Origin of the sequence: Pseudomonas abyssi (assembly GCF_003444685.1) — a bacterium.
GTDB lineage: Bacteria > Pseudomonadota > Gammaproteobacteria > Pseudomonadales > Pseudomonadaceae > Halopseudomonas > Halopseudomonas abyssi.
This window is the reverse complement of sequence record NZ_LMAZ01000001.1, coordinates 588,022-612,105: the sequence shown is the minus strand read 5'-3', so window position 1 is coordinate 612,105 and position 24,084 is coordinate 588,022. Positions and strand designations below refer to the sequence as shown.

Sequence of the window (24,084 nt, the reverse complement as noted above, 5' to 3'; positions counted from 1 at the left end):
GTTGTTTTTCAGATACAGCTAATCAGTTAACGGTAACCAGCGTGGGGGTGCCCAGGTTAGCCACGCGCAGCGTCTCAATCATGCGCCGAGCCTCGTCCTGGCTGGCCAGCGGGCCAACCCGCACACGGTGCAGGGTACGGGTGTCGACCTGCACGGGGCTAACCCATACAGTGCCGCCGACGACGCCCTGCACACGCTGGCGCAGGGCCTCGGCCGCCTGATTGGAGGAAAAGGCGCCGACCTGAAGATAGAGGCCGGTCTGCACGTTTTCAACCGGCTCGGGCGGCAGGGCTGCAGCTACTGGCGCTTCGCTAACGGCCTCGCGGGTTACCAGGTAATTCGGGTTGTTCTGTTGTTGCCAGGCCACCGGATCAATACCCTGCACCAGCACGTGCGCTGTGCCCTGATCGGAGTAACCAAGCTTCTTGGCGGCGGCAAAGGACAGGTCGATGATCCGATCGGAATAGAACGGGCCACGATCATTCACCCGCACGATCACCTTGCGGCCGTTTTCCAGGTTGGTGACCTCGACATAGCTCGGCAACGGCAGCGTCTTGTGCGCGGCGGTCATGCCGTACAGGTCATACAGCTCGCCATTGGCGGTGTTCTGGCCGTGAAACTTGGTGCCATACCAGGAGGCAGTCCCTTCTTCGCGATAGCTGCGTCCGTCCTGCATCGGATGGTAGCGCTGGCCCAGCACGGTATAGGGCGATGCCTTGTAGGCGCCGGTGTGCGGCGTAGGCACCGCGTCGGGAATCTGCGATACATCCTGCATATAACTGGGCGGGCCGTCATGCAGCGGGCGCGGCGCACTCGAAGCAGACCCGCCGGCATTGCCAGCGCCACTGCCGGTTTGCGGCGCAGAAGAACAGGCCACCAGCAGGCCTGCCAGGCTGCTGAGCAGCAGGCAACGCATCGGGAACTTGGCAGCGGGCATCATTCGGGCCTGGCCTCACGTAACAGATCTGCGAGTTGGTGCACTACCATGGCATACATGACGCTGCGGTTGTAGCGGGTAATGACGTACAGGTTGTTCAGACCGACCCAGTACTGCATTCGTTCCCCATTATCAAACTCGAACGCCATCACCTCTTGCTCATCAGGCAATGGGCTCTCGGGGGTCCAGCCAAGGGATTTAAGCTCGGCGACAGTGCGCCGTGCCTCAAGCCCCTGGGTTTCAGTGATGCCTTCCTTGACGCGATCGCCCGCCACATTGGCAGCAATCGCCACCTGGGCACCGTGGGTCCAGCCGTGCTGGTGGAAATAATTGGCAACACTGCCGATGGCATCGACCGGGTTATTCCAGATATCGACCTTGCCGTCGCCGTCGAAGTCGACCGCGTACGCCTGATAGCTGGAGGGGATGAACTGACCGTAACCCATGGCGCCGGCGTAGGAGCCCTTGAGCTCAAGCGGATCGATCTGCTGCTCACGGGTCAGCACCATGTAGCTCATCAGTTGCTTGCGAAAAAAGTCGGCACGCGGCGGATAGTCAAAGCCCAGGGTCGCCAGCGCGTCCAGCACCCGATAGGAACCCATGTTGCGGCCGTAGAAGGTCTCGACACCGATAATGGCGAGGATCACCTCAGGCTCTACGCCGTACTCCTTCTCGGCGCGCGCCAGGGTGTCGGCGTGCTCGGCCCAGAAGGCCAGCCCCCGCTCGATACGCTGGTCGGTAATAAAGATGGCCCGGTACTCGTGCCAGGGCTTGACCCGCTCGGCCGGGCGCGAGATAGCCTTGATGATGTTGTCCTGATGCTCAGCCTGATCCAGCAGCGCCTGCACATGCTCGGCGCTGAAGCCATGCTCACGCTGCATCTGCTCGATAAAGGCCGGTACACCCGGATGCTCGGGGCCGTAATCACGCGCCTGGGCAGGTAGCACGCAAGCAGCCCCCAGCAATAGCGCAGCAGAGCGGGAAAACAGAGCCGCGCGACTGCGGCGAAACAGTGAAAATGCAATCAACTTTGTGCCATCCATTTCCTGTGAGTCTGGATTGACATGAGAATCCCGAAGCCCAGCAACAGGGTCACCAGCGAGGTACCCCCGTAACTGATAAATGGCAGCGGCACTCCCACCACCGGCAGCAGACCACTGACCATGCCGATGTTGACGAATACGTAGACGAAAAAGGTCAGCGTGATGCTGCCCGCAAGCAGTTTGCAGAATGCATCCTGGGCTTGCAACGTGATCACCATGCCACGGGCGATGACCAGCAGGTACATGCCCAGCAACAGGCAAACGCCCACCATGCCAAACTCTTCGGCCAGCACCGCAATAATGAAATCCGTGTGCCCTTCCGGCAGAAAATCCAGGTGCGACTGGGTGCCCTGCAGCCAGCCCTTGCCGAACACCCCGCCCGAGCCGATAGCGGCCTTGGACTGGATGATGTTCCAGCCCGAGCCGAGCGGATCACTCTCCGGGTTGAGGAAGGTCAGCACCCGCTGTTTCTGATAGCCGTGCATGACAAAGAACCACATCGCCGCCGCCGCCGGCGCCAGCGCCAGCAAGGCACCAATGATGTAGCGCCAGCGCAGCCCCGCCAACAGCAGGGCAAAGATACCCGAGGCGGCAATCAGCAGCGAGGTGCCCAGGTCCGGTTGTTTGAGGATCAGCACCGTAGGCACCAGAACAATCGCCAGCGAACCAACCACATGCTTGAAACTCGGCGGCAAGGTGCGCCGCCCGAGGTACCAGGCGACGCTCATCGGCATCACCAGCTTCATGATTTCTGACGGCTGAAAACGCATCACGCCCGGAATCGTCAGCCAGCGCTGCGCGCCTTTGGCCTCGGTACCGACCGCCAGCACCGCCACCAGCAGCAGGGCGCCACCGACATAGGCCACGGGCACCCAGCGCTCCATGAAACGTGGCTGAAACTGCGCCACCACGATCATCGCAGCAATACCCACGGCAAAGTAGGCCAACTGGCGATAGACCATGCCCAGGTTCTTGCCGCTGGCCGAATACAGCACGAAGGCATCGACCGCAGCCAGCGCGAGGATCAGCAACAGCAACCAGGGGTCAACATGGATACGTGTCCACAGCGACTCGCGGCTGCGCAATGACTGCCCGGAAACCGGCATCGACTTCATGGTGCGTCCTCCTGCTCGGCTGTGCCCTCTTCCGGCTCCGGCGGCAGGCGCGGCAACACCCAGGCATCAAAGACGGCACGCACCACTGGCCCGGCCACGCGCCCACCCGACTCGCCGTTCTCAACCAGCGCTGCCACCGCAATCATCGGCTTTTCCGTCGGCGCAAAGCCGACAAACAGGGCGTGGTCGCGGTGCCGCTCGCGCAGCGCCGCCGAGTCGTAGCGTTCACCCTGCGCAATCGCCACGACCTGCGCGGTGCCACTTTTACCGGCCATGTTGTAGGGCGCGTTGGCAGCCGCTGCACGGGCGGTGCCGTGCGGTGACTGCATCACATCCTGCATGGCTTGGGTGATGAAGTCCCAGTCACTGTCGTTACGGATCTGGATGTCCGGCGGCGTATCGGATTCGTCGGGCAGCAACCCTTCCGCCTCCTTGAGCAGCCGCGGCCGGTGCCAAACGCCGCGACTGGCGATCAGCGACGTGGCCTGAGCAAGCTGCAGCGGTGTTGCCAGCATGTAACCCTGGCCGATACCGGCAATCAGCGTCTCGCCCGGATACCAGGGCTGGCGGTAACGCGTCCGTTTCCAGTCACGTGAGGGCATCAGGCCGGCGGCTTCTTCGTACATGTCGATGGACACCCGCTGACCGATGCCGAACTTGATCATGAAATCGTGCAATCGGTCGATGCCCAGCTTGTGCGCCAGATCATAAAAATAGGTGTCGTTGGAGCGCGCGATGGCATACGGCATGTCCACCCAGCCGTCACCGGCGCGGTTCCAGTTGCGGTATTTGTGGCTGACATTCGGCAGTTGGTAGAAGCCTGGATCGTAGACTCGACTGGTGCGAGTGACCACACCGGCATCCAGGCCGGCCAGAGCGATAACCGGCTTGATGGTCGATCCCGGCGGGTACTGGCCACGCAGCACCCGGTTAAATAGCGGCTGGTCGGGCGAGTCGCGCAACGCGCCGTAATCGGCGTAGCTGATACCGGTGACGAACAGGTTGGGGTCAAAGCCGGGCTTGCTGACAAAGGCCAGCACACCGCCGGTGTTCGGATCAATCGCCACTACCGCGCCACGCCGGTCCCCCAGCGCCTCTTCGGCAACGGCCTGCAACTCGGCGTCCAGTTCGAGCGTCAAATCGCTCCCGGATACCGGTTCGGTGCGCTTGAGCACGCGCAGCACGCGACCACGGGCATTGGTCTCCACCTCTTCATAACCCACGGTGCCGTGCAGCAACTGCTCGTAGAAACGCTCGATGCCGGTCTTGCCGATGTAGTGAGTGCCCGCATAGGCCACCGGGTCAATGGATTTGAGTTCCTGCTCGTTGATGCGTCCGACATAGCCCAGCGCGTGGGCGAAATGGTCCGCATAGGGGTAGTAGCGCACGAAGCTGGCCTGCACCTCGACACCGGGCAAGCGAAACTGGTTGATGGCAATGCGGGCAATCTGTTCCTGGGTCAGCTCGAACATCACCGGCACCGACTCGAAGGGCCGACGTGCCTGAGACAGGCGACGCTCAGCCTGAGCCAGATCCTCCTCACTGAGCGCCAGCAGCGAACGCAGCAGCTCAAAGGTAGCCGGCAGATCCTCAACCCGGTCACGGGTGATGGTCAGACTGTAGCTGGGCCGGTTTTCCGCCAGTACCACACCGTTACGGTCGTAGATACGGCCACGGGTGGGCGGAATCGGCTGCACATGGACCCGGTTGTTTTCCGACAGGGTCGAGTGGTGCTCGTACTGGGTCACCTGCAGGTAGTACATGCGCGCCACCAGGGCGCCCACCAGCGCGACCACGAACACCGCTGCCAGCGCCAGACGGCGCTGCACAATGCGGGCATCAATATTGTGGTCTTTCAGGTGAATCGGCTTGGCCATGAATCACTTGTGATAGGGATGACGATTGAGAATGGTCCAGGCCCGGTACAGCTGCTCAGCGAGCAGGATGCGCACCAGCGGATGCGGCAGGGTCAATGGCGACAGCGACCAGCGCTGATCGCTGCGCGCCGTCACCTCGTCCGGCAACCCCTCCGGGCCACCCACCATCAGATTGACGGTGCGCGCGTCCAGGCGCCAGCTCTCCAGCTGCTCGGCAAGGGTCTCGGTAGACCAAGCGCGACCATTGACCTCCAGGGTCACGATACGTTCCCCGGGCTGAACGGCGGCCAGCATCTGCTCGCCCTCGCGCCGCATCAGACGCGCGACGTCAGCGTTCTTGCCACGCGTGGTCAGGGGAATTTCCACCAATTCCAGCGGCAGCTCTGGCGGCAGGCGCTTGGCGTACTCCTGATAGCCCTGCTCGACCCAGCGCGGCATGCGCGAAGCCACGCTGATCAGGCGAATGCGCAAACCGGCCTACTCGGTCGGTTGCTGCTGGGCGGCGCGACGCGACTCGGCACTCTGCCAGAGGCGTTCCAGGTCATAGAACTCACGGGTGGCCGGCTGCATGATGTGGACCACCACATCGGCCAGGTCGACCAGCACCCACTCGCCGGACTCCTTGCCTTCGACACCCATCGGCTGGCGACCGGCTTCTTTGGCTTTCTCGACCACGTTGTCTGCCAGCGCCTTGACCTGGCGGTTGGAGGTACCGCTGGCGATGATCATGTAGTCGGTCACGCTGGTGTGCTCACGTACATCGATCTGGACGATGTCCTTGGCCTTGAGCTCTTCCAGGGCATCCACGACCAGCTGGACCAGTTCTTCAATCTGCATGGGGGTTTTCAATCCTCGGTTGAGGGCCGGTACAGCCCTTCGTTGTCAATATAGTCAAGCACCGCGTCCGGCAACAGAAAGCGCGGTGAAGCGCCCGCTGTCACCAGCGCACGAATATGGGTGGCGGAAATCGCCAGCGGCGTCTGCGACAGGCAGATGATCTGCCCATGGCTACGCTCGGGCTGGCTTGCGCTGCGCGCTGCCAGCAGGTCTTTCAGTACTTCGGGGACTTCCAGGTCGTAATCGGGCCGCTGCAGCACCACCAGGTTGGCCAGCTGCAGCAGCTCTTCCCAGCGGTGCCAACTTGGCAATCCGCAAAAGGCATCCCAGCCCAGCACCATAAACAGCGCGACCTCTGCGCCCAGTTCGGCGCGCAGGGTCTCCAGGGTTTCTACGGTGTAAGACGGACGCTCGCGTCGCAGCTCCCGGTCATCCACCTGCAAGTCACCCTGCTGCCCTACCGCCAGCTCCACCATGCGCAGACGCGCATCGGCGCTGGCGCCGGGCTGATCGCGATGGGGTGGCCGGGCGCTGGGGATCAGCCGCAGCTCATCCAGCTGCAACTGCTCCCGGACTTCTACGGCGCTGCGCAGATGACCGAAGTGAATCGGGTCAAAGGTGCCGCCCAGCAAACCAACGCGGCGCATCAGCGGCGGCTCACTGACGAATATGACCGTCGCCGAAGACCACGTACTTCTCGCTGGTCAGCCCTTCCAGACCAACCGGGCCGCGGGCATGAATCTTGTCGGTGGAGATACCGATCTCCGCACCCAGGCCGTACTCGAAGCCATCGGCAAAACGGGTCGAGGCGTTGATCATCACCGAACTGGAGTCCACCTCGGCAATGAAGCGGCGAGCCCGGGTGTAATCCTCGGACACCATGGCGTCGGTGTGCTGCGAGCTATAGGTATTGATATGCTCGATGGCCGCATCCATATCGGCGACCACGCGGATCGAGAGAATCGGCGCCAGATATTCGGTCGACCAGTCTTCCTTGGTGGCCGCGACGGCATCGGGCAGCAGCGCGCAAGTGGCCTCGCAGCCACGCAACTCAACGCCCTTGGCCGCGTAGAGCGGTGCTACGCGCTGCAGAAACGGCCCGGCAATGGCCTCATTGACCAGCAAGGTCTCCATCGCATTGCACACGCCATAACGGTGAGTCTTGGCGTTGATGACGATGGCCTCGGCCTTGTCAAAATCGGCGCGGTCATCCACGTAGACATGGCAGATGCCGTCCAGATGCTTGATGACCGGCACCCGTGCCTCACGGCTGATACGCTCGATCAGCCCTTTGCCGCCGCGCGGCACGATCACGTCGACGTAGTCGGGCATGGTGATCAGCGCGCCAACCGCCGCGCGATCTGTGGTTTCTACCACCTGCACGACGTCATCCGGCAAACCGGCGGCCGCCAGGCCCTGACGCAGGCACTCGGCAATCGCACGGTTGGAATGGATGGACTCGGAGCCGCCACGCAGGATGCAGGCATTACCCGATTTCAGGCAGAGACTGGCCGCCTCGACCGTCACGTTCGGGCGCGACTCGTAAATGATACCGATCACACCCAGCGGCACCCGCATCTTGCCAACCTGAATACCGGAGGGCAGAAACTTCATGTCACGCAACGCACCGACCGGATCGTCCAGGGCCGCGACCTGACGCAACCCTTCGACCATGGACGCCAGGCGGGCCGGCGTGAGTGCCAGACGATCCAGCATCGCGTCGTCCAGGCCGTTGTCACGGCCAGCCTGCAGGTCCAGCTGGTTGGCCGCAACCAGTTGCTCGGTGGCGGCCTCGACGGCCTCGGCAGTCGCCAGCAAGGCAGCATTCTTGACGGCGGTTGGAGCACGGGCGATCACGCGCGAGGCCTTACGGGCCTGCTGCCCCAGCGTCGTCATGTATACCGCTACCTGTTCCGCACTCATGCTAACTCCTGCCACCGGTTGACCAAATGCGGCATTATAGCCGGGTCACCAATGGCATGACAGCGCCGCCTGCGGTCGCTGTGCAATTCAATGTGTCATCCACCGCCTGCTACCATAAGCCCATGCCCGATACCCGTACCAGCCTGCCCTCCCCGATCCCCTTGCCAGAGCAGTTTTTCCAGCAAGACGCCCGCCAGCTGGCGGTTGCCCTGCTGGGCAAGGTGATTCGCCGCCGACTGAACGGCCAGTGGCTGGCGGCGCGCATCATCGAGACCGAGGCCTACCTGCTGGAGGAGCGCGGCAGCCATGCCTCCCTCGGCTACACCGAGGCCCGACGCGCGCTGTTTATGGCTCCCGGCACCATCTACATGTACTACGCTCGGGGCGGCGACTCGATGAACTGCAGTTCACTGGGCGCGGGTTGCGGCGTGCTGCTCAAGTCGGGGCATCCGGTGGTCGACGCGCTCAGCCCGGCCGCCAGCCTGGCCCGGATGCAAGCACTCAACCCCAACGCCAGCGGCGGCATTCGCGCGCCAGAGCGCCTGTGCGCCGGGCAAACGCTGCTGTGCCGCTCGCTGCAGATTCGCGTGCCGGACTGGAATGCACAGCGCTTTGCCGCTGACCAGTTGCTGCTCGAAGATGACGGCTACCAGCCAGATCAGGTACTGCGCGCCCCGCGCCTGGGCATTCCCAGCGGCCGCGACGAGCACCTGTTCTACCGCTGGGTCGACGCGGCCTACAGCCGGCATTGCACCCGCAACCCGGCCAGGCGTGGCCAGGTTGAGGGTCTGCACTACCACAGCCTCGAACTGGAAGCGGCACAACGACAGGCGTATCAGGAGAGCCAGACATGCTCAGCGACCTGACTCAGTGGCTGGGCGCCCACAGTCAGTGGCTGGGGCTGGCAATCTTTCTGGTGTCGCTGACCGAATCGCTGGCGGTCGCCGGTCTGGTGGTGCCTGGGGTGTTTCTTCTGTTTGCCTTCGCTGCACTGGCCGCCGGTGCCGACATGCCTCTGCTGGAAGCCATTGCCTGGGCGTTCTGCGGCGCGGTCATCGGCGACCTGCTCAGTTTTGCGCTGGGGCGCTGGTTTCACCAGGATATCCGCCGCCTGTCCCTGTTTCGCCGCCACCCGCAATGGATCGACCGCGGCGAACGCTTTTTCCGCCGCTACGGCTGGGTCAGCGTCGTCCTGGGTCGCTTCATCGGCCCGATCCGACCGATCATCCCGCTGGTAGCCGGCATGTTCGATATGCCCGCCTGGCGCTTTGTTGTCATCAATCTGCTGTCAGCCCTGGCCTGGGCCCCGGCCTACCTGATACCCGGCTACTCGGCAGGACGTGCCGCGCGCTGGGCAGTGCCGCCGCTGTTCTGGAATCAGGCGCTGAGCATCGCCGTGGGTGCGGTCATCGTAGTCGGTGGCAGCCTCTATCTGCTGCGTCTGCAGCGCCGCTGGAGCGCGCTGGCCGCAGCGGCACTCTGCCTGCTGGCTTTGCTGGTACTCACCGCCAACCAAAGCGCGCTGGCCATTTTCAGTGACACCCTGATCAACAGCAGACAGTTCCTGCAACTGCCCGGCAGCGAACGACTCGCCCCGCTGCACCCCAGCCTGCTGATCGTCACCCTGCCTGTTGCCGCCTTGCTGCTGCTGTTGCGCCAGTGGGGCGCCGTCAGCCTGTTGCTGCTGACCCTGGCGTTCGCACTGCTGCTGGACTGGATTATCGGCTTGAGTCTGGTCGCCGCCACCAGCTCACTGGTGCTGGCAGTGCTGGGTGCCCTGCTGGTGATCTGTAACCGCGAACGCCCGTTCTGGTGGCGCGCCAGCTGGCTGCTCTATCCGCTGCCGTTTCTGGCCTTGCTGCTGGGTAACCTGCTGCAGTATCAGGCACTGGAACCGCTGGAGCTGCTGCGTGCCCTGCTGTGCGCCGCCAGCGCCAGCCTGCTGGCCTGCTGGCTGATCGAGCGCTTTGGCCCGCTGCCAAGGCCGCCCCGCGCGGCCCGCTGGGCCAGCGCGCTATGGCCTTACCTGGTGGTTATCTGGCTACTGTGGTGAGTTGCTGATTCCGCGCGCTATCGATTAGCGCTCAGGCCTGCACCTGCTGCAGCCAGTCGCCAATGCGCTGCAAGCGCTCATCCGGACGATCAATGGCGAGCAACTGATTCTTCTGTTCCAGCGGCAGCGGCAACAGACTGGTCAACTGCCAGGCCAGACGTTGCTGGCTATCCTCAACCGGCGGCAGGTCGAGGCGCTGTACCAGCGGATGCTGCAACAACGCCTGGTGCAAACTCAGCAGCTCGTCGTGATCAGCCAGCAGGGCTGCATCCAGCTGCTCGGGGATCCACTGCGCCTGCGCGGTCACCAACCCGTCCTCGGCCACCTCTACCTCGCTCAGGCGAGCGCGCCGACCGCCCAGCACGCGAATACCCAGCAAGCCGTTATCACGCTGCTGCCAGTCGACGATCCGCGCTTCGCAGCCGATGGCACCAAAGCGCAGATTACCCGAGCCCACTTCCGAGCCGGACTCCAGCCCGACCACCACAAACCCCTGCTGCTGGCGAAAACAGCGACTGACCATATCCAGATAGCGTGCCTCAAAAATCTGCAGATCCAGATGACAGCCAGGTACCAGCAAGGACTTCAACGGAAAGAGTGCTGTTGCTTCGCTCATGCATTTCCCCCGGAGGTCGCCACACTTGCTCGGCGCCCCTTGTCAATCTCGCCCGCCCGACATAGCCTGCCGACAGGTGGTTGGATCATTCAGCAAACCAATGAAAGCCTGCATCGCATTGACCCTCCACCCGCCCCTTGCAAACATGCTGGCGTAGACACCTTCGCGCCGCAGGGTAACACTGCCGGGCGCACCCCACACAATAAGAGTCACGGAGAGCAATATGACAGCCATTCCCGTATCGGAACTTACCTCCCTCATCGGCAAGGACATGGGGCATTCTGACTGGCTGCTGGTCGACCAGGAGCGCGTCAATCAATTCGCCGAGTGCACTGGCGACCACCAGTTCATTCACATCGACGAAGAAAAGGCCAAGCAGACGCCGTTCGGCGGCACCATTGCCCACGGTTTCCTGTCGCTGTCACTGGTACCAACCCTGTCCGCAGGCCTGCTGCCGCGCCCGGAAGGTCTGAAAATGGCCGTCAACTACGGCATGGACAGCTTGCGCTTCATCCAGCCGGTGCGCGTCGGCTCGCGCGTACGCCTGCACAGCACCATCATTGACGTTACCGAAAAGAACCCGGGGCAGTGGCTGCTGAAAGCCCGCAACACCCTGGAAATCGAAGGTGTCGACAAGCCGGCGTTCATCTCCGAAGGCCTGTCGCTGTACTTCGTCTGACCGGCTGCCAGGCTGCGGCGGGATAGCCGCAGCCTGCTACTCACCCCAGCGCGGCATGAGCGCCTGCTCCATCCCCAACTGCCCCAGAATCCGCGCCACCACAAAATCGACCAGATCATCAATCGACTGCGGCTTGTGATAAAAGCCGGGGCTCGCCGGCATGATCACCGCGCCCATCTGACTGAGCTTCAGCATGTTTTCCAGATGAATGCTGGACAGCGGCGTTTCGCGTGGCACCAGAATCAGCTTGCGACGCTCCTTCAGCGCCACATCGGCCGCCCGCTCGATCAGGTTGTTGCTGGCACCGGTCGCAATCGCAGACAAGGTGCCGGTCGAACACGGACACACCACCATGGCAGCGGGCGCGCCGCTACCTGAGGCCACCGGCGCCATCCAGTCCTGCTTGCCGTAAACCCTGATCTGCCCTTCTGCCGCCTTGAACTGCTCGGTCAGATACTGCTCCAGCGCCTGCGGCTTGGGCGGCAACTGCCATTCGGTCTCGGTTGCAACCACCAGCTGCGCCGCCTGAGAAATCAGAAACGACACTTCTACCCCAGCCTCGACCAGGCAACCAAGCAGCCGCATCGCGTACTGAACGCCCGATGCGCCGGTCACCGCCAGCGTGACCCGCTCAACCATGACGCGCCTCCAGTGCCTGAATCAACCGCTGATGAATACCGCCAAAGCCGCCGTTGCTCATCACCACAACGCGCGTCTGCGGCGTTGCCGAGCCCACCACCTGCTCGACGATGGCGTCCAGATCGTCACTCACCTGCGCCGGGACCGGGCTGTCGGCCACCACCCCGTCAAGCGACCAGTCCAAGCCGGCCGGTTGATACCAGAACACCTGCGATGCATCGGCAACACTGGTGGGCAACGCGGCCATGTGGCTGCCCAGACGCATGGTGTTGGAGCGCGGCTCAATCACCGCAATCAGCGGCGCATCACCGATCTGCGCGCGCAAGCCAGCCAGCGTGGTGGCAATGGCGGTTGGGTGATGGGCGAAGTCGTCGTACACCGTAATGCCGTTGACCTCGGCCAGTTTCTCCATGCGCCGCTTGGCATTGCGGAAACCGCCCAGCGAGGCAATACCCTGCGCCGGGGTCACCCCCACATGCCGCGCAGCCGCCAGCGCCGACAGTGCGTTCGCCACGTTGTGCTGGCCGGTCTGTTGCCATTCGGCCACACCCTGCAGCTCACCGTCGAGCCAGACCTCAAAGCGCGAACCGTCGTCACTGAGCAGACGTGCCTGCCAGTTGCCGCCCTCGCCGGTGGTCTGACGGGGCGTCCAGCAGCCCATCTTGATGACGCGCTGCAGCGCCTCGTCCTGAGCCGGGTGGATGATCAAGCCGGACGCGGGAACGGTGCGCACCAGATGGTGGAACTGACGCTCGATGGCTGCCAGATCAGAGAAGATGTCCGCGTGGTCAAATTCCAGGTTGTTCAGCACAGCGGTGCGCGGACGGTAGTGAACAAACTTGGAACGCTTGTCGAAGAAAGCGCTGTCGTATTCGTCTGCTTCCACCACAAAGAAGGGCGTGCCACCCAGGCGCGCGGAAATACCAAAGTTCTGTGGCACACCACCGATCAGGAAGCCGGGCGACATGCCCGCGTCTTCCAGCAGCCAGGCCAGCAGGCTGGACGTCGAGGTTTTGCCATGGGTGCCGGCCACCGCCAGCACCCAGCGATCCTGCAGGACATGCCGAGCCAGCCATTCGGGGCCGGACATGTAGGGCATCCCCTGATCCAGCATGAACTCCACCGCCGGGTTACCCCGGGCCATGGCATTGCCGACGATGACCATATCCGGCGCCGGCGTAAGATGCGCCGGGTCATAGCCTTCTTGCAGCACGATCCCCTGCTCGGCCAGTTGCGTGCTCATGGGCGGGTAGACGTTGGCATCGGAGCCGCTGACCTCATGGCCCAGCTCACGGGCCAGCAGGGCCAGCGAGCCCATGAAGGTGCCGCAGATACCGAGAATGTGGAGGTGCATGAAAATTCCTTGTTACGGTCGTAGGGCTACAGCTTACGCTGAAAGCTGAAAGCTGAAAGCTGAAAGCTGAAAGCTGAAAGCTGAAAGCTGAAACAGGATGAGGGCGGCGGTCATTATGCCAAGCACTCGAAACCGAGCAACGGGTATGCCGCTATTCTGCGCCCCATCCGCCGCCAGCCCATTGCGAGAGATGCAGCCCGGCTGACTTAGATCACGTCTTGCAAGGGGGAGTTCACCTGCTGCCAAGAACGCATATACCCAACACAGAGCGCGGCTGCGGAACCAGGGCCTGCCGCAGCAGGCAGCCTGAAGCGACAGACGGTCGAGAAAAAGCCCCCGCCTTCTCGGTCTCACCTCCATACTCAGAGCAAATGACAATAAAAAACCGCCGCCCCCCGAGGCCTCGGCGGTTTTTTATGCGCCCTGCGATTGCAGATTGAACAGCGCTGATGCAGGATGCAGAGAATGACTTCCAAAAACCTGCCAGCCATTTAATGACCACTATCAGGGTATTCGTATGCGCATAGTACAGGCCGATGTGGACCACCTCGACGAAGTAACCCCGCTGTTCATCAAGTACCGCGAAACCTACGGACAACTGCCCAAGCCGGAAGCCTCCCGACGCTTTCTTGAAGCGCGTCTTGTGCACGAGCAGGCGATTATTCTGATCGCCGAAGACGACGACAGCGGCAAGGCACTGGGCTTCTGCCAGTTCATCCCCAGTTTTTCCGCGTTGACGCTGTCAGCCAGCTGGGTGCTCAAGGGCATCTATGTGATTGAAGAAGCTCGCCGCCAGCTGGTGGCCGACAAACTGATCAATCACGCCAAGAACCTGGCACGCGAAGCAGGGATTGAGCGTATGACCGTGATGACCGGCGAAGACAACATGGCTGCACAAAGCCTGTATCGCTCGCTCGGTTTCAGCAACGACCACGACTTCATGTACTTCGCGCTCAAGCTGAAGTAAACCTGCGTCCCGGGCAGGCGCCGCAAGCCGGCGACCTGCCTCAGAATACCCTCACATGCCAGCGGCCTCTGCGCTGGCAGATCTGAAGGGGGTTACGCCAGGCAGCCCCGCCCCTGCCGAACTACGACCAAGGTTCACCCTGTTTTTGCTTGGTATCACTGGCCCGATACGCCTATAATGCCGGCCAAATTTCCACTACGGCCTCTCAGGTAACCCATGAGCTACGACAAGATCCCCGCCGGCAAAGACATTCCCAACGACATCTACGTCGCCATCGAAATCCCAGCCAACCACGCGCCGATCAAGTACGAGATCGACAAGGACAGCAGCGCGCTGTTTGTTGACCGCTTCATGGCTACCCCGATGTTCTATCCGGCCAACTACGGCTACATCCCGAACACGCTGGCAGACGACGGCGACCCGCTGGACGTGCTGGTCGTTACCCCGCACCCGGTCGCTCCGGGCTCGGTCATTCGCTCACGTCCGGTTGGCGTGCTGCACATGACCGACGATGGCGGCGGAGATGCCAAACTGATCGCCGTACCGCACGACAAGCTGAGCGTGCTGTACCGCGACATCAAGGAATACACCGACCTGCCGGAACTGCTGATCCAGCAAATCCAGCACTTCTTCGAGAACTACAAGGATCTCGAACCCGGCAAGTGGGTCAAGATTGACCGCTGGGGCGGCGCTGATGAAGCCCGCGCGGAAATCGTCAAGGCTGTAAACGCTTACCAAAAATAAGCGTTTCGCCCCGCTAAAAAGCCGGCCACAAGCTGGCTTTTTTTATGCCTGCACGGCAGAGTCTGAGCATGACTGATCGCTATTTCGACCACCTCGGCGCACGCTTTGCCGAGCGCATCTATGACAGCCCCAAGGGCGCCATCCGCCTTGCCGTACTGCAACGCGACCTGCAGCAATGGATGCCTGCACTTATGCAAGCGGACACGCCGCTGCGCATTCTCGATATTGGTGCCGGGCTTGGGCAAATCAGCGGCTGGCTGGCCGGGCTGGGGCATCAGTTGACCGTCGCCGAGCCATCGGACGTGATGCTGGCTCGCGCCCGCGAGCGTATCGACGCGAGCAATCCCCCGCAGCCGGTGCGCTACCTGCAAGCACCGCTGCAGGCGCTCGCCGAGCAAGGGGACCAGTACGACCTGGTGGTCTTTCATGCGGTACTGGAGTGGCTGGCTGAACCGGCAGCAGCGCTGCAGCAATTGACCTCACTACTGTTGCCGCACGGCGCCCTGTCGTTGGCGTTCTACAACCGCGATGCGCTGATCTACAAGAATCTGGTCAAGGGACAGTTCAAGAAGCTGCGCAAGAAACCGCTGTCCGGCCAGGGCAAGAGCGGCCTGACACCGCAGCAACCACTGGACCCACGCGAGGTGCAGCTCTGGACCCAGGCCGCCGGACTGAAATGCCTGGACACCAGCGGCGTCAGGGTGTTTTACGACTACATGCCGGAGCCATTCTGCAGCAACAGCAGTATTGAGGACCTGATCGCATTTGAGCTGCAATACAGCCAGCACCCAGCCTATCAGCACCTGGGCCGTTACCTGCATTGGTGGCTGCGCCGCGCCGACAACCAGGGAAGCGCTCGCAAAGGAGGGTGCAGTTGATCCGTGCTTCCTAGCCGCGCGCGACCCGATTGCGCCCTTCTCGCTTGGCCTGATACAGGCCAGCGTCGGCACGCTCAACCAGCGTATGCCCTTCGTCGCCAACCTCAGCCGGCTCGGCCAGCGCAGTACCCAGGCTGATGGTGACATCCAGCGCCCCTGCAGCAAGCTCGAACGGCTGACGACAGAAGGCCAGACGCAAGCGCTCGGCCATCAGCTCGAGCTCCCGCTCATCAGCGACCAGCGCCAGCACCCCCAGCTCTTCCCCACCCAGACGCAGCGCCATATCATTCGGGCGAATCGCCGCCACCATGCGCTGACCGGCCTGAATCAGCACCTGATCGCCAGCGGCGTGGCCGTATTTATCATTAATACGCTTGAAGTGATCCAGGTCACCGTAAATAAAGGCGACCTTCAAGCCTTCGCGCTGGGCACGGCGCACCGTCGCCGGCAGCATGGTGCGCAGCCCCTGGCGATTCCATAGCTGGGTCAGCGGGTCGATCAGCGCACGTCGCTCGGCTTCACCCAGAGCCTCCTGCAACCAGGCCGCCTGCATGCGTAATTGATGCGCGACAAACAGCCCCTCGAACAACTGACGAAAATCGCTCATCGCCTCGCGTTCCGACTTGCTCAGCTCCCTGGGTGCGCTGTCATGCACACAAAATGAGCCGATACGGCTACCGTCCGGTGCGCGCAGCGGGATCCCGGCGTAGAAGCGCACGAAGGGGTATCCGGTGACGACAGGGTTGTCGGAGAAACGCTCATCACGAAGTGCGTCCTGCACATAGAGAATCTCATCGGACAAAATCGTATGGCCGCAGAACGAGGTGCTGCGCGGCCCCTCAAGATTGTTGGCGCCGATGCGCCCCTTGAACCATTGTCGCTGCGCATCAATCAGACTGATTAGCACACTGCCGACGCCGAACAGACGCTGCGCGATCCGCAGCAAAGCATCAATGTGCGGATCCGGTGGCGTGTCAAGCAACTGCATCGACTTGAGCGCCGCCAGGCGCTGCTGCTCGTTCACCGGAATGGCTGCTTCGATCATATTTCCCCCTCACGCCGCAGGGCTAACCCCACGGATCAGTCTAATCCGTTTTCATCCAGCGGCCAGTGCGCCAGAGCCAACCAAACCAGCCACCAAGAAACACCGAGCGCAACGCCATGAACATCAAGAACGCAAACCAGAGATAGTGGTTACCCTGCCCCCGCAAGGCCCAGGCCAGGGGCAGATAACAGGCCAGCGCCAGCAGCATGGCATTACGCATCGCGAGCGCACGCGAGGCGCCGATGAACAGCCCGTCCAGCAGATAACTCCACACCGCCACCAGCGGCATCACCGCAACCCAGGGCAGGTAGCGGATTGCCTCAGCTCGCACCTCAGGCAAATCAGTCAGCACTCTGACCACCAGGTCCCCAGCGCCGAGAAACACCAGCACGAACACCAGGCTCAGCAGCACCGCCCAACCGGTCGTGATAACCAGCACACGGCGTAGCGCATCCTTATCCCGCTTGCCCAGCGCATGACCACCGAGCGCCTCCAGAGCGTGCGCTAGCCCATCGAGCCCGTGGGACGCAATCAGCAGAAAGTTGAGCAACACGGCGTTGGCAGCCACCACCTGATCACCAAGGCGCGCGCCCTGCACAACCAGCAGATAAAACACGGACTGCAGCGCCAGCGAACGAATCAGAATATCCCGATTGACCCGCAGCAAGGGCGCCGCGCCCTTGAGCTTCGCGGCCCGCAGCCAGTCAAAACGGCCGGGGTACTGACGCAGTATCGGGCCTAGCAGCGTCAACCCCAGCAACAGCCCGCACAGGTCACCACACACGCTGGCCCAGGCGGCGCCCTCCACACCCAGGCCCAGCAACGCGACCAGCAGCAAATCCAGCGCTATGTTGACCAGATTCACCATCAGCAAGATGGCGAACGGCGCGCGACTATTCTGGGCGCCGATAAACCAGCCAATCAGCACAAAGTTGATCAGCGCAGCCGGCAAGCTGCTCAAGCGTATCTGGAAATAGGCACGTGCGTACTCAAGCAACTCGGCGCTGCTGTCCAGGTAGCGCAACCCCAGCTCCAGCAGCGGCGCGTGCAACAGCCACACCAGCAGGCTGATCAACACGGCGAGCCAGGCCGACTGCAGCAAGATACGCCGCAGCTCGGCGCCATCTCCCTCGCCACAGGCCTGCGCCGCAAACCCGGTGGTGCCCATGCGCAGGAAGCCCGCCAACCAGACAACGAAGGTGAACAGGGTGCTGCCGACGGCCACCGCGCCAAGGTGATAGGCCGCGTCCAGATGGCCGATCACCGCCGTATCGACCAGACCGACCAGCGGCACGCTGATATTCGACAGAATGAGCGGAAAGGCAATGGCCCAGACGCGACGCTGGGCGGCGCGATCCTGCCAGTAAGCCAGCCAGCGCCGGGAATGTGCCAAGGTTCAGCCCCCTGCGCGCTTGACCTTGTAGCCTTCGGCAATCAGCAGTTCACAGACCTGCTCAGCCTTGTCTCCCTGAATCTCGATCACCCCGTCCTTGACCGCCCCACCGCAGCCACAGCGGTTCTTCAGACGTTTGGCCAACGCTTTGAGATCATCCGCGCTCAGTAGCACGCCGGTTACCGTGGTCACGGTTTTGCCGCCGCGCCCCTTGGTCTCGCGGCGTACCCGTGCGATGCCGTCGCCTTCGGGTATCGCCTGCTCAGCACAGCAGCATTGCGCCACTGGCTGCTCACACCCCGGGCACAGGCGCCCGGCATCGGTCGAATACACCAGGCCACCCAGGGCCTGCAAACCGGTCTTTTTCATGCAAAGGATTCCAATGAGGGGTGCTTCAGCAGCCGTGCCAGTGCTTCCTGCGAGTCAGGCGCATACTGCTCACCCGGGCGCTGCCAGTCACTCTGCAGATCCACCCAGCGTACCGCCTGGACCTCTTCGGGCTGCAACCGCAGCGGACCATCCCAGCAGCAGCTGAATACCCCCGCCCACAGACGACTGTCGGGGGAGTCAAAGTAAAACCGAAAGTGCTCGGTCAGCGGCACGCCCTCGACCCCCAGCTCTTCGGCCAACTCACGCTCTGCGCCCTGCAGGTAGCTCTCGCCGGCGGCGACCACACCACCGGCGGCGACATCCCAGAAGGCCGGGTAGAGGCGTTTATGCGCCGTGCGCTGATGCACGCACAGCTCGCCACGACTGTTGAACACAAAGATGAAGGTACAGCGGGTAATCAGGCCGCGCGCCTGAGCCTCGGCGCGGGCTACCTCGCCAAGCGGACGGTCATATTCGTCGACATGCACCACCCGTTCGGCGCCGGAGGCCTGCAAATAAGCCTCAACCTGTTGTTGATCCACGTATCAGCCCTGCTCCAGCAAACGGTGCAGCTCAATCAGGCCGGCGTTGGCGCGCGACAGGTAATTGGCCATGACCAGGGAATGGTTGGCCAGCACACCGAAGCCGTCGCCATTGAGCACCATCGGGCTCCACAGGGTCTGCTGGGTCGCTTCAAGCTCGCGAATGATCTGCTGCAGGCTCACCAGTGCATTCTTTTTCTCCAGCACATCGCCAAAGTCATGCTCAACCGCGCGCAGCAGCTGTACCAGAGCCCAGGCAGTACCACGGGATTCGTAAAAGACATTGTCGATTTCCAGCCAAGGGGTGGTCTCACCCAGCTTGCCACCGTCAGTCAACGGCGCACGCCCGACACTGGCGGACAAACGCTGTGACAGCGAGCCCAGGCGGGTGCTTACATCGCTGACCCAGCTGGACAGGTTGTCGGCACGCGAATAGAAGTTGGCGTCACCCTGACGCAGACGAGCAATGTAGCTATCCAGCGCCTTGACGCCGTCGCGGTACTCACTCTCACTCGCCGGCATGGCCCAGCTGTCGTTGTCGAAGTGGAAGCGCGGCTCGGCCTTGACCAGATCACGGTCCTCGGTCGATTGCGACTGGGAGCGCGCCATGTCACGGCGCAGCGCACGGGTCATGTCCCGCACTTGAACCAGCACGCCATACTCCCAGCGCGGCATGTTATCCATCAGCACACCGGGTGGCATGATGTCATTACTGAGGTATCCGCCGGGCTTGTCCAACAGCGTCAGCACCAGCCCACGCAGGGTTCTGGCGGTGTACTCACCAGCGACCTGTTCAGCCTTGGGCGGACCAGCCACCGGTTCCAGCCCTGGCTCCATGCTCCAGTACCACCCCACCAGCGTCAGAATCACCACAAGCAGCAGTACCGGCACCAGCAGCAGCCTGCTTAGCCAGCGGCGGTCGGTGCCTTGTGTCGAAGATCGTCCTTTGCCAAATGCCATATCCAGACTCCTGTAGCTGTCATGCGCACCAGCATATCATCGCCGCCCCATGGCTGCCCGCCCGATCCAGTCAAAGCGCCTATCTTGCGACTTGAGGATAAAGGCACAGTGCCACCCTTCATCAAGCTGTCACATAAATGACACTAAAATCACTGCTGTCTCGTCCTGCCGAGGGCTCGCTCATGCGCCTGAAAACCCTGACCCTGTTCAATACCTGCCTGCTGGCTGCCGTTGGCATCGCGCTGGCCGCGAGTCTATGGTGGGCACAGCAGGCGCTGAAGGTGCCCTATACCCTGATGGACGCCTACCTCAATATTGTCAGCCAGACCCAGGCTTTGCAGCGCGACACCGAGGCCTACCGGCTGAGCGGCGACGCGGTGCGCCTGCAGCAGGCGCAACATACTGCCGAGGGATTGCAGCAGAGCCTGCAGGCCTTTCCGGATGATATCCGTCAGCCGCTGGCAGCACCACTGACCACCTTTATCGAATTTATGCAGACCGATCTGCTGGCGGTCGGCAAGCTGTCGGGCGATCCGCAGGGGCTGCTGACCCAGGCCGAGCGTGAAATGCAGGCTGAGCTGGACCATCTGGCCAGCTATGCGCGCGACGGCCAGCAGCAGGGGGCCCGTCAGGCGATGGAGTACGTGCGCCTGACCGATGAACTGCAAGGTGACCTGCTGCGCATCAGCCTGGCGCGAGGCAAGTTGTTCAGCCAGAACGACCCGACCCTGCTGGCCAACCTGCAACGCCTGGTCAAGGGTGCCCAGGACCGCGCCGCGGCGCTGGAGGCCCTGCCCCTGCTCGGCGTAGTCGAGGAACAGGACAGCAGCAACGACCCCTTCGCCTCCCTGCTGGGAGTGACCACCAGGAACAGCAGCGAAGCCGTTGACCCCGGCGCCGACTACAAGCGCAGCCTGCTGTCGCTGCTCAACCGCTACCCGGGCGAGCTGGAACGCACCAGCGCCCTGATCGTCGAGCGCGCCCAGTTGCAGAGCATCACTGGCGAACGTATCGACAGCCTGCAGCACGGCGCTGCCCAGATGCGCCCGGCGCTGACTGCCGCGCGTGACGGCATCACCAATCAGGTGCGCAACGTCCAGCTAGGCATCATCGGTCTGATTATTGTCATAGCGCTGCTGATCGAGCGCTCCCAACGGGCCTTGTCCAAGGCGATCGCCCGCTTTGCACCGGTACTGTCTACCTACGCTGAGGGCGACTTCACGCAGCCGCTGGAATCCAGTTCGCGCATCAGCGAACTCAAGCAGCTGGAGCTGGCGGCCAACCAGCTGCGCCAATACCTGATCGAACTGGTCACCACCATCAATCAGCAGGCCGAGGCGCTGAGCGGCACCAGCGACGACTTGGAGCGACTGTCCGCAGACACCCACGACCGAGCGGCACAACAACAGCGCGACACCCAGTCGATCAATCAGGATATTGGCGGGATGGACGAAGCGATCCGCCTGGTCGCCACCAACGCCGGCGAAAGCGCCGAACTGGCTCGCGAAGCCAATCGCGAGGTGCGCGACGGCCAGGAGGTCATTGGTGGCACCATCGCGCAGATGCAACAGTTGGTGCAGGAAGTTCAGGCCAGCGCTCGCACCATCGACCGCATGGTCGCCGAATCAGATACCATCGGCGGCGTATTGCAGGTCATTCAGGGCATTGCCGAACAGACCAACCTGCTGGCCCTCAACGCCGCCATCGAGGCAGCGCGGGCCGGAGAAGCCGGGCGCGGTTTTGCGGTGGTCGCCGATGAGGTGCGCGGCCTGGCCCAGCGCACCGCAGGCTCGACCCAGGAGATTCGCCAACTGATCGAACGCTTGCAGGAGGTTGCCCGCCAATCTGCCGGCCAGATGCAGGAACAGGTCAAGCAGGCACGCCATACCGCCGAGCAGGGCCAACTGGCCGATGCGGCGCTGGGCCGTATCGTCAATGCCATCGACCGCATTACCGAACTGGCCGAACACATCGCCACCCACACCGACGCGCAATCAGACCGGGTGCGTACCATCCGCGAAAACAGCCAGCAGATCCATCAGCTCAGCGACGCCAACCTCAGTATGGTCGGCCACACGCGCCAGCACACCCAGCAAATCAGCCAGCGCAGTCGCGCCTTGCTGTCAGCCGTCTCGGCATTTCGTATCTGAGCTGAGCCCTGCTCTGGCACGCCCGGCGCAGCGCTGACGCGTGCCGGGCGTTTGACACAGCTTGCAACCTGCCCAAGGTACCGCGCCCTTTCGCCTGCTGACCCCAGCCTTTATGATGACCCTCCGTTTATCTGGCCGGTCACCCCATGTCTGCGTTTCGCCTCGTCCTGCTTTTGCTCCTGCTGTGCGCTGGCGGTGCCCACGCGCAGTTCGCCGATAACCGCGCCAGCGCCAGCCTGCTGCAAGGCAGCAGCAATCAGGCTGATTTTCTCCCGGTGCACCAGGCGTTCAAGCCGGGCGTTCTGGACGCCAGCGCCGACGCTTTGGCCCTGATCGTTGACATCGCCCCCGGCTACTACCTCTATCGCCACCGTCTGCAAGTCGGCACCGACGACGGCAGCGTCCTGCAGATGCAACTACCTGAGGGCATCCACAAGACCGACGAGTATTTTGGCGATGTCGAGGTGTACTACAACCAGCTGCAGATTCAGCTCGACCCCGCCACGCTGCCCGCAGGCACCCGCAGCCTGAGTCTCGGTTTTCAGGGCTGCGCCGACGCCGGCCTGTGCTATCCACCCGAAACCGTCACGCTGCAGCTGCCCTCAGCGCCAGGCAGCTCAGCCAGCGTCGCGCCCGCCGCCCCGACCGCCCCCAGCACCGACAGCACGCCAGCAAGCGAGCGTGGCTGGCTGGTTGCATTGCTGCTGTTCTTTGCCGCCGGCCTTGGCCTGACCTTCACCCCCTGCGTGCTGCCGATGCTGCCGATCCTCTCCAGCATGGTGCTAGGTCGCAGTCAGATCGGCCGCGGCCGCGCCATGACCCTGGCCCTGGGCTATGTGCTGGGCATGGCCGTGACACTCGCGATTGTCGGCGCCCTGATCGGCAGCTTTGGCGCCGCACTGAACCTGCAGGCGCGCCTGCAATCACCCTGGCTGCTGGGCACGTTCGCGGTGTTCTTTGTTCTGTTCGCGCTGGCCATGTTTGGCGTCTTCGAGCTGCGCCTTCCCGAGTTTGTTCGCGAGCCGCTGGAACGCCTGAATCGCCGCGCACACGGGGGCTCGTTGCCGGGCGCCACGGCCATGGGCGCCCTCTCTACGCTGGTGGTATCGCCCTGTATCTCCGCGCCGCTGGCCGGTGCACTGGTGTATATCAGCAGTACCGGCGACACCCTTGGCGGCGGCATCAACCTGTTTGCCCTGGGCCTGGGCATGGGCACCCCGCTGCTGCTGATCACCCTGTTCGGCAAAAGCCTGCTGCCCGGCTCCGGCCCCTGGATGGAAACGGTCAAACATCTGTTCGGCTTTGGTCTGCTGGCGGTCGCCATCTGGCTATTGGAGCGGGTACTGCCCGGCCCCGTCAGCCTGGCGCTGTGGGCCGCCCTCGCCGCGGGTCTGGCCGTGCGCCTGGCGGCGCTGCAAAGCGGTCACTATCTGCGCCAGACCATCGCTCTGCTGCTGGGCCTATATGCAGCCGCCGCGCTGTTTGGCGCCCTGGCCGGAGGCGAGGATCCATTGCGCCCACTGCAGCCACTGACCGGGGGAGGCAATAGCGCTAGCAGCGCATTTTTCACCACCGTGGACGACCCCGCGCAACTGCAACAGGCGCTCAACCAGGCAGCAAAACAGGGCCAGCCCGCCATTGTCGACCTGTATGCCGACTGGTGTATCAGCTGCAAGGTCATGGAGCGCACCATCCTCAATCAGCCTGAGATCCAGACGCTGCTGGGCAATCACCTGCGGCTCAAGCTGGACGTGACGGACAATACCCCCGCCCAGCGCGAGTGGCTCACACGCCAGCAGCTGTTCGGACCACCGGCCTACCTGTTTTTCGCCGCCGATGGCAACGAACAACGTGACCTGCGCATTCAAGGCGAAGTCTCAAAGGACGAATTCGCCGCACTCGCCGAACGCGCCAGCCAAAAATAAGTTTGCGCTATAATGCAGCCATCATGCTGACATCTGAG

The 24,084-nt window shown here is 62.9% G+C and carries 24 protein-coding genes; 8 read left to right on the top strand and 16 right to left on the bottom strand.

The window, feature by feature from the left end:
• Positions 1 to 22: 22 nt before the first annotated feature.
• Genes ASB58_RS02820 through ASB58_RS02785 form a run of 8 tightly spaced genes read right to left on the bottom strand, consistent with a single transcriptional unit; the run spans position 23 to position 7,732 of the window.
• Positions 23 to 940 (bottom strand): septal ring lytic transglycosylase RlpA family protein, encoded by a 918-nt coding sequence (locus ASB58_RS02820; protein ID WP_407920650.1) that lies wholly within the window; start codon positions 938 to 940, stop codon positions 23 to 25.
• Positions 937 to 1,962, bottom strand: a complete 1,026-nt coding sequence (gene mltB, locus ASB58_RS02815; RefSeq protein WP_407920667.1) for a lytic murein transglycosylase B — start codon at positions 1,960 to 1,962, stop codon at positions 937 to 939. The genes ASB58_RS02820 and mltB overlap by 4 nt, the downstream gene beginning before the upstream one ends.
• Positions 1,962 to 3,095 carry a rod shape-determining protein RodA gene (rodA, locus tag ASB58_RS02810; RefSeq protein WP_096003471.1) on the bottom strand — a complete coding sequence of 378 codons (1,134 nt, stop codon included), beginning with the start codon at positions 3,093 to 3,095 and terminating at the stop codon, positions 1,962 to 1,964. Before rodA ends, mltB begins: the two co-directional genes overlap by 1 nt.
• Complete coding sequence (gene mrdA, locus ASB58_RS02805) at positions 3,092 to 4,972, bottom strand: penicillin-binding protein 2 (protein WP_096003470.1); 1,881 nt, start codon at positions 4,970 to 4,972, stop codon at positions 3,092 to 3,094. The genes rodA and mrdA overlap by 4 nt, the downstream gene beginning before the upstream one ends.
• A 3-nt stretch (positions 4,973 to 4,975) precedes the next feature.
• Positions 4,976 to 5,443, bottom strand: a complete 468-nt coding sequence (rlmH, locus tag ASB58_RS02800; RefSeq protein WP_083723711.1) for a 23S rRNA (pseudouridine(1915)-N(3))-methyltransferase RlmH — start codon at positions 5,441 to 5,443, stop codon at positions 4,976 to 4,978.
• Positions 5,444 to 5,449: 6 nt separating this feature from the next.
• Positions 5,450 to 5,809, bottom strand: a complete 360-nt coding sequence (rsfS, locus tag ASB58_RS02795; RefSeq protein ID WP_096003469.1) for a ribosome silencing factor — start codon at positions 5,807 to 5,809, stop codon at positions 5,450 to 5,452.
• Positions 5,810 to 5,817: 8 nt separating this feature from the next.
• The gene (nadD, locus tag ASB58_RS02790) at positions 5,818 to 6,456 is read right to left on the bottom strand and encodes a nicotinate-nucleotide adenylyltransferase (protein ID WP_118129271.1); all 639 of its coding nucleotides are present in this window, start codon (positions 6,454 to 6,456) and stop codon (positions 5,818 to 5,820) included.
• Between the two features lie 10 nt (positions 6,457 to 6,466).
• Positions 6,467 to 7,732 (bottom strand): glutamate-5-semialdehyde dehydrogenase, encoded by a 1,266-nt coding sequence (locus tag ASB58_RS02785; protein ID WP_235827175.1) that lies wholly within the window; start codon positions 7,730 to 7,732, stop codon positions 6,467 to 6,469.
• A 122-nt stretch (positions 7,733 to 7,854) separates the two neighbouring features.
• Here ASB58_RS02785 and ASB58_RS02780 point away from each other — a divergent pair, with 122 nt between their 5' ends.
• Together ASB58_RS02780 and ASB58_RS02775 are read left to right on the top strand one after the other, a co-directional pair.
• Positions 7,855 to 8,598 (top strand): DNA-3-methyladenine glycosylase, encoded by a 744-nt coding sequence (locus ASB58_RS02780; protein WP_118129979.1) that lies wholly within the window; start codon positions 7,855 to 7,857, stop codon positions 8,596 to 8,598.
• The gene (locus tag ASB58_RS02775) at positions 8,583 to 9,785 is read left to right on the top strand and encodes a VTT domain-containing protein (protein WP_118129270.1); all 1,203 of its coding nucleotides are present in this window, start codon (positions 8,583 to 8,585) and stop codon (positions 9,783 to 9,785) included. The genes ASB58_RS02780 and ASB58_RS02775 overlap by 16 nt, the downstream gene beginning before the upstream one ends.
• Before the next feature lie 31 nt (positions 9,786 to 9,816).
• Here the strand turns inward: ASB58_RS02775 and ASB58_RS02770 are convergent, their stop codons facing one another.
• A complete protein-coding gene (locus tag ASB58_RS02770; RefSeq protein ID WP_096003466.1) occupies positions 9,817 to 10,401 on the bottom strand; it encodes an LON peptidase substrate-binding domain-containing protein in 585 nt (194 codons plus the stop codon).
• Between the two features lie 223 nt (positions 10,402 to 10,624).
• Between ASB58_RS02770 and ASB58_RS02765 the strand changes: the two genes are divergently transcribed.
• Entirely contained in the window at positions 10,625 to 11,080 is a 456-nt protein-coding gene (locus tag ASB58_RS02765; protein ID WP_096003465.1) for a MaoC family dehydratase, read from the top strand.
• Between the two features lie 36 nt (positions 11,081 to 11,116).
• Here the strand turns inward: ASB58_RS02765 and ASB58_RS02760 are convergent, their stop codons facing one another.
• Together ASB58_RS02760 and mpl are read right to left on the bottom strand one after the other, a co-directional pair.
• Complete coding sequence (locus tag ASB58_RS02760; protein WP_096003464.1) at positions 11,117 to 11,719, bottom strand: flavin prenyltransferase UbiX; 603 nt, start codon at positions 11,717 to 11,719, stop codon at positions 11,117 to 11,119.
• Positions 11,712 to 13,073, bottom strand: coding sequence for a UDP-N-acetylmuramate:L-alanyl-gamma-D-glutamyl-meso-diaminopimelate ligase (mpl, locus tag ASB58_RS02755; RefSeq protein ID WP_118129269.1), 1,362 nt, complete (start codon positions 13,071 to 13,073; stop codon positions 11,712 to 11,714). The genes ASB58_RS02760 and mpl overlap by 8 nt, the downstream gene beginning before the upstream one ends.
• Before the next feature lie 517 nt (positions 13,074 to 13,590).
• On the opposite strand from mpl, the gene ASB58_RS02750 reads away from it, so the two are divergent.
• The 3 genes from ASB58_RS02750 to ASB58_RS02740 all read left to right on the top strand — a co-directional run bounded on the left by ASB58_RS02750 (position 13,591) and on the right by ASB58_RS02740 (position 15,662).
• On the top strand, positions 13,591 to 14,040 hold the full coding sequence (locus ASB58_RS02750) for a GNAT family N-acetyltransferase (protein WP_118129268.1): 450 nt from the start codon (positions 13,591 to 13,593) through the stop codon (positions 14,038 to 14,040).
• A gap of 216 nt (positions 14,041 to 14,256) precedes the next feature.
• On the top strand, positions 14,257 to 14,784 hold the full coding sequence (gene ppa / locus ASB58_RS02745) for an inorganic diphosphatase (protein WP_096003461.1): 528 nt from the start codon (positions 14,257 to 14,259) through the stop codon (positions 14,782 to 14,784).
• A 68-nt stretch (positions 14,785 to 14,852) separates the two neighbouring features.
• Positions 14,853 to 15,662 (top strand): methyltransferase domain-containing protein, encoded by an 810-nt coding sequence (locus ASB58_RS02740; RefSeq protein WP_118129267.1) that lies wholly within the window; start codon positions 14,853 to 14,855, stop codon positions 15,660 to 15,662.
• Positions 15,663 to 15,672: 10 nt separating this feature from the next.
• Here ASB58_RS02740 and ASB58_RS02735 read toward each other — a convergent pair whose 3' ends face one another.
• The 5 genes from ASB58_RS02735 to ASB58_RS02715 are packed head-to-tail and all read right to left on the bottom strand — an operon-like array spanning position 15,673 to position 19,971.
• The gene (locus ASB58_RS02735) at positions 15,673 to 16,707 is read right to left on the bottom strand and encodes a sensor domain-containing diguanylate cyclase (RefSeq protein ID WP_118129266.1); all 1,035 of its coding nucleotides are present in this window, start codon (positions 16,705 to 16,707) and stop codon (positions 15,673 to 15,675) included.
• Positions 16,708 to 16,747: 40 nt separating this feature from the next.
• Positions 16,748 to 18,100 (bottom strand): MATE family efflux transporter, encoded by a 1,353-nt coding sequence (locus ASB58_RS02730; RefSeq protein WP_235827172.1) that lies wholly within the window; start codon positions 18,098 to 18,100, stop codon positions 16,748 to 16,750.
• Positions 18,101 to 18,103: 3 nt separating this feature from the next.
• Positions 18,104 to 18,469, bottom strand: a complete 366-nt coding sequence (locus tag ASB58_RS02725; RefSeq protein ID WP_118129265.1) for a translation initiation factor Sui1 — start codon at positions 18,467 to 18,469, stop codon at positions 18,104 to 18,106.
• Complete coding sequence (locus ASB58_RS02720) at positions 18,466 to 19,011, bottom strand: NUDIX hydrolase (protein ID WP_118129264.1); 546 nt, start codon at positions 19,009 to 19,011, stop codon at positions 18,466 to 18,468. The genes ASB58_RS02725 and ASB58_RS02720 overlap by 4 nt, the downstream gene beginning before the upstream one ends.
• 3 nt (positions 19,012 to 19,014) lie before the next feature.
• The gene (locus tag ASB58_RS02715; protein WP_118129263.1) at positions 19,015 to 19,971 is read right to left on the bottom strand and encodes a DUF2333 family protein; all 957 of its coding nucleotides are present in this window, start codon (positions 19,969 to 19,971) and stop codon (positions 19,015 to 19,017) included.
• 137 nt (positions 19,972 to 20,108) lie between these two features.
• On the opposite strand from ASB58_RS02715, the gene ASB58_RS19990 reads away from it, so the two are divergent.
• Together ASB58_RS19990 and dsbD are read left to right on the top strand one after the other, a co-directional pair.
• Positions 20,109 to 22,121 carry a methyl-accepting chemotaxis protein gene (locus tag ASB58_RS19990; RefSeq protein ID WP_118129262.1) on the top strand — a complete coding sequence of 671 codons (2,013 nt, stop codon included), beginning with the start codon at positions 20,109 to 20,111 and terminating at the stop codon, positions 22,119 to 22,121.
• 146 nt (positions 22,122 to 22,267) lie between these two features.
• Positions 22,268 to 24,046: a protein-disulfide reductase DsbD gene (gene dsbD, locus ASB58_RS02705; protein WP_118129261.1), complete on the top strand. Its 1,779-nt coding sequence runs from the start codon at positions 22,268 to 22,270 to the stop codon at positions 24,044 to 24,046.
• Positions 24,047 to 24,084: the final 38 nt, after the last annotated feature.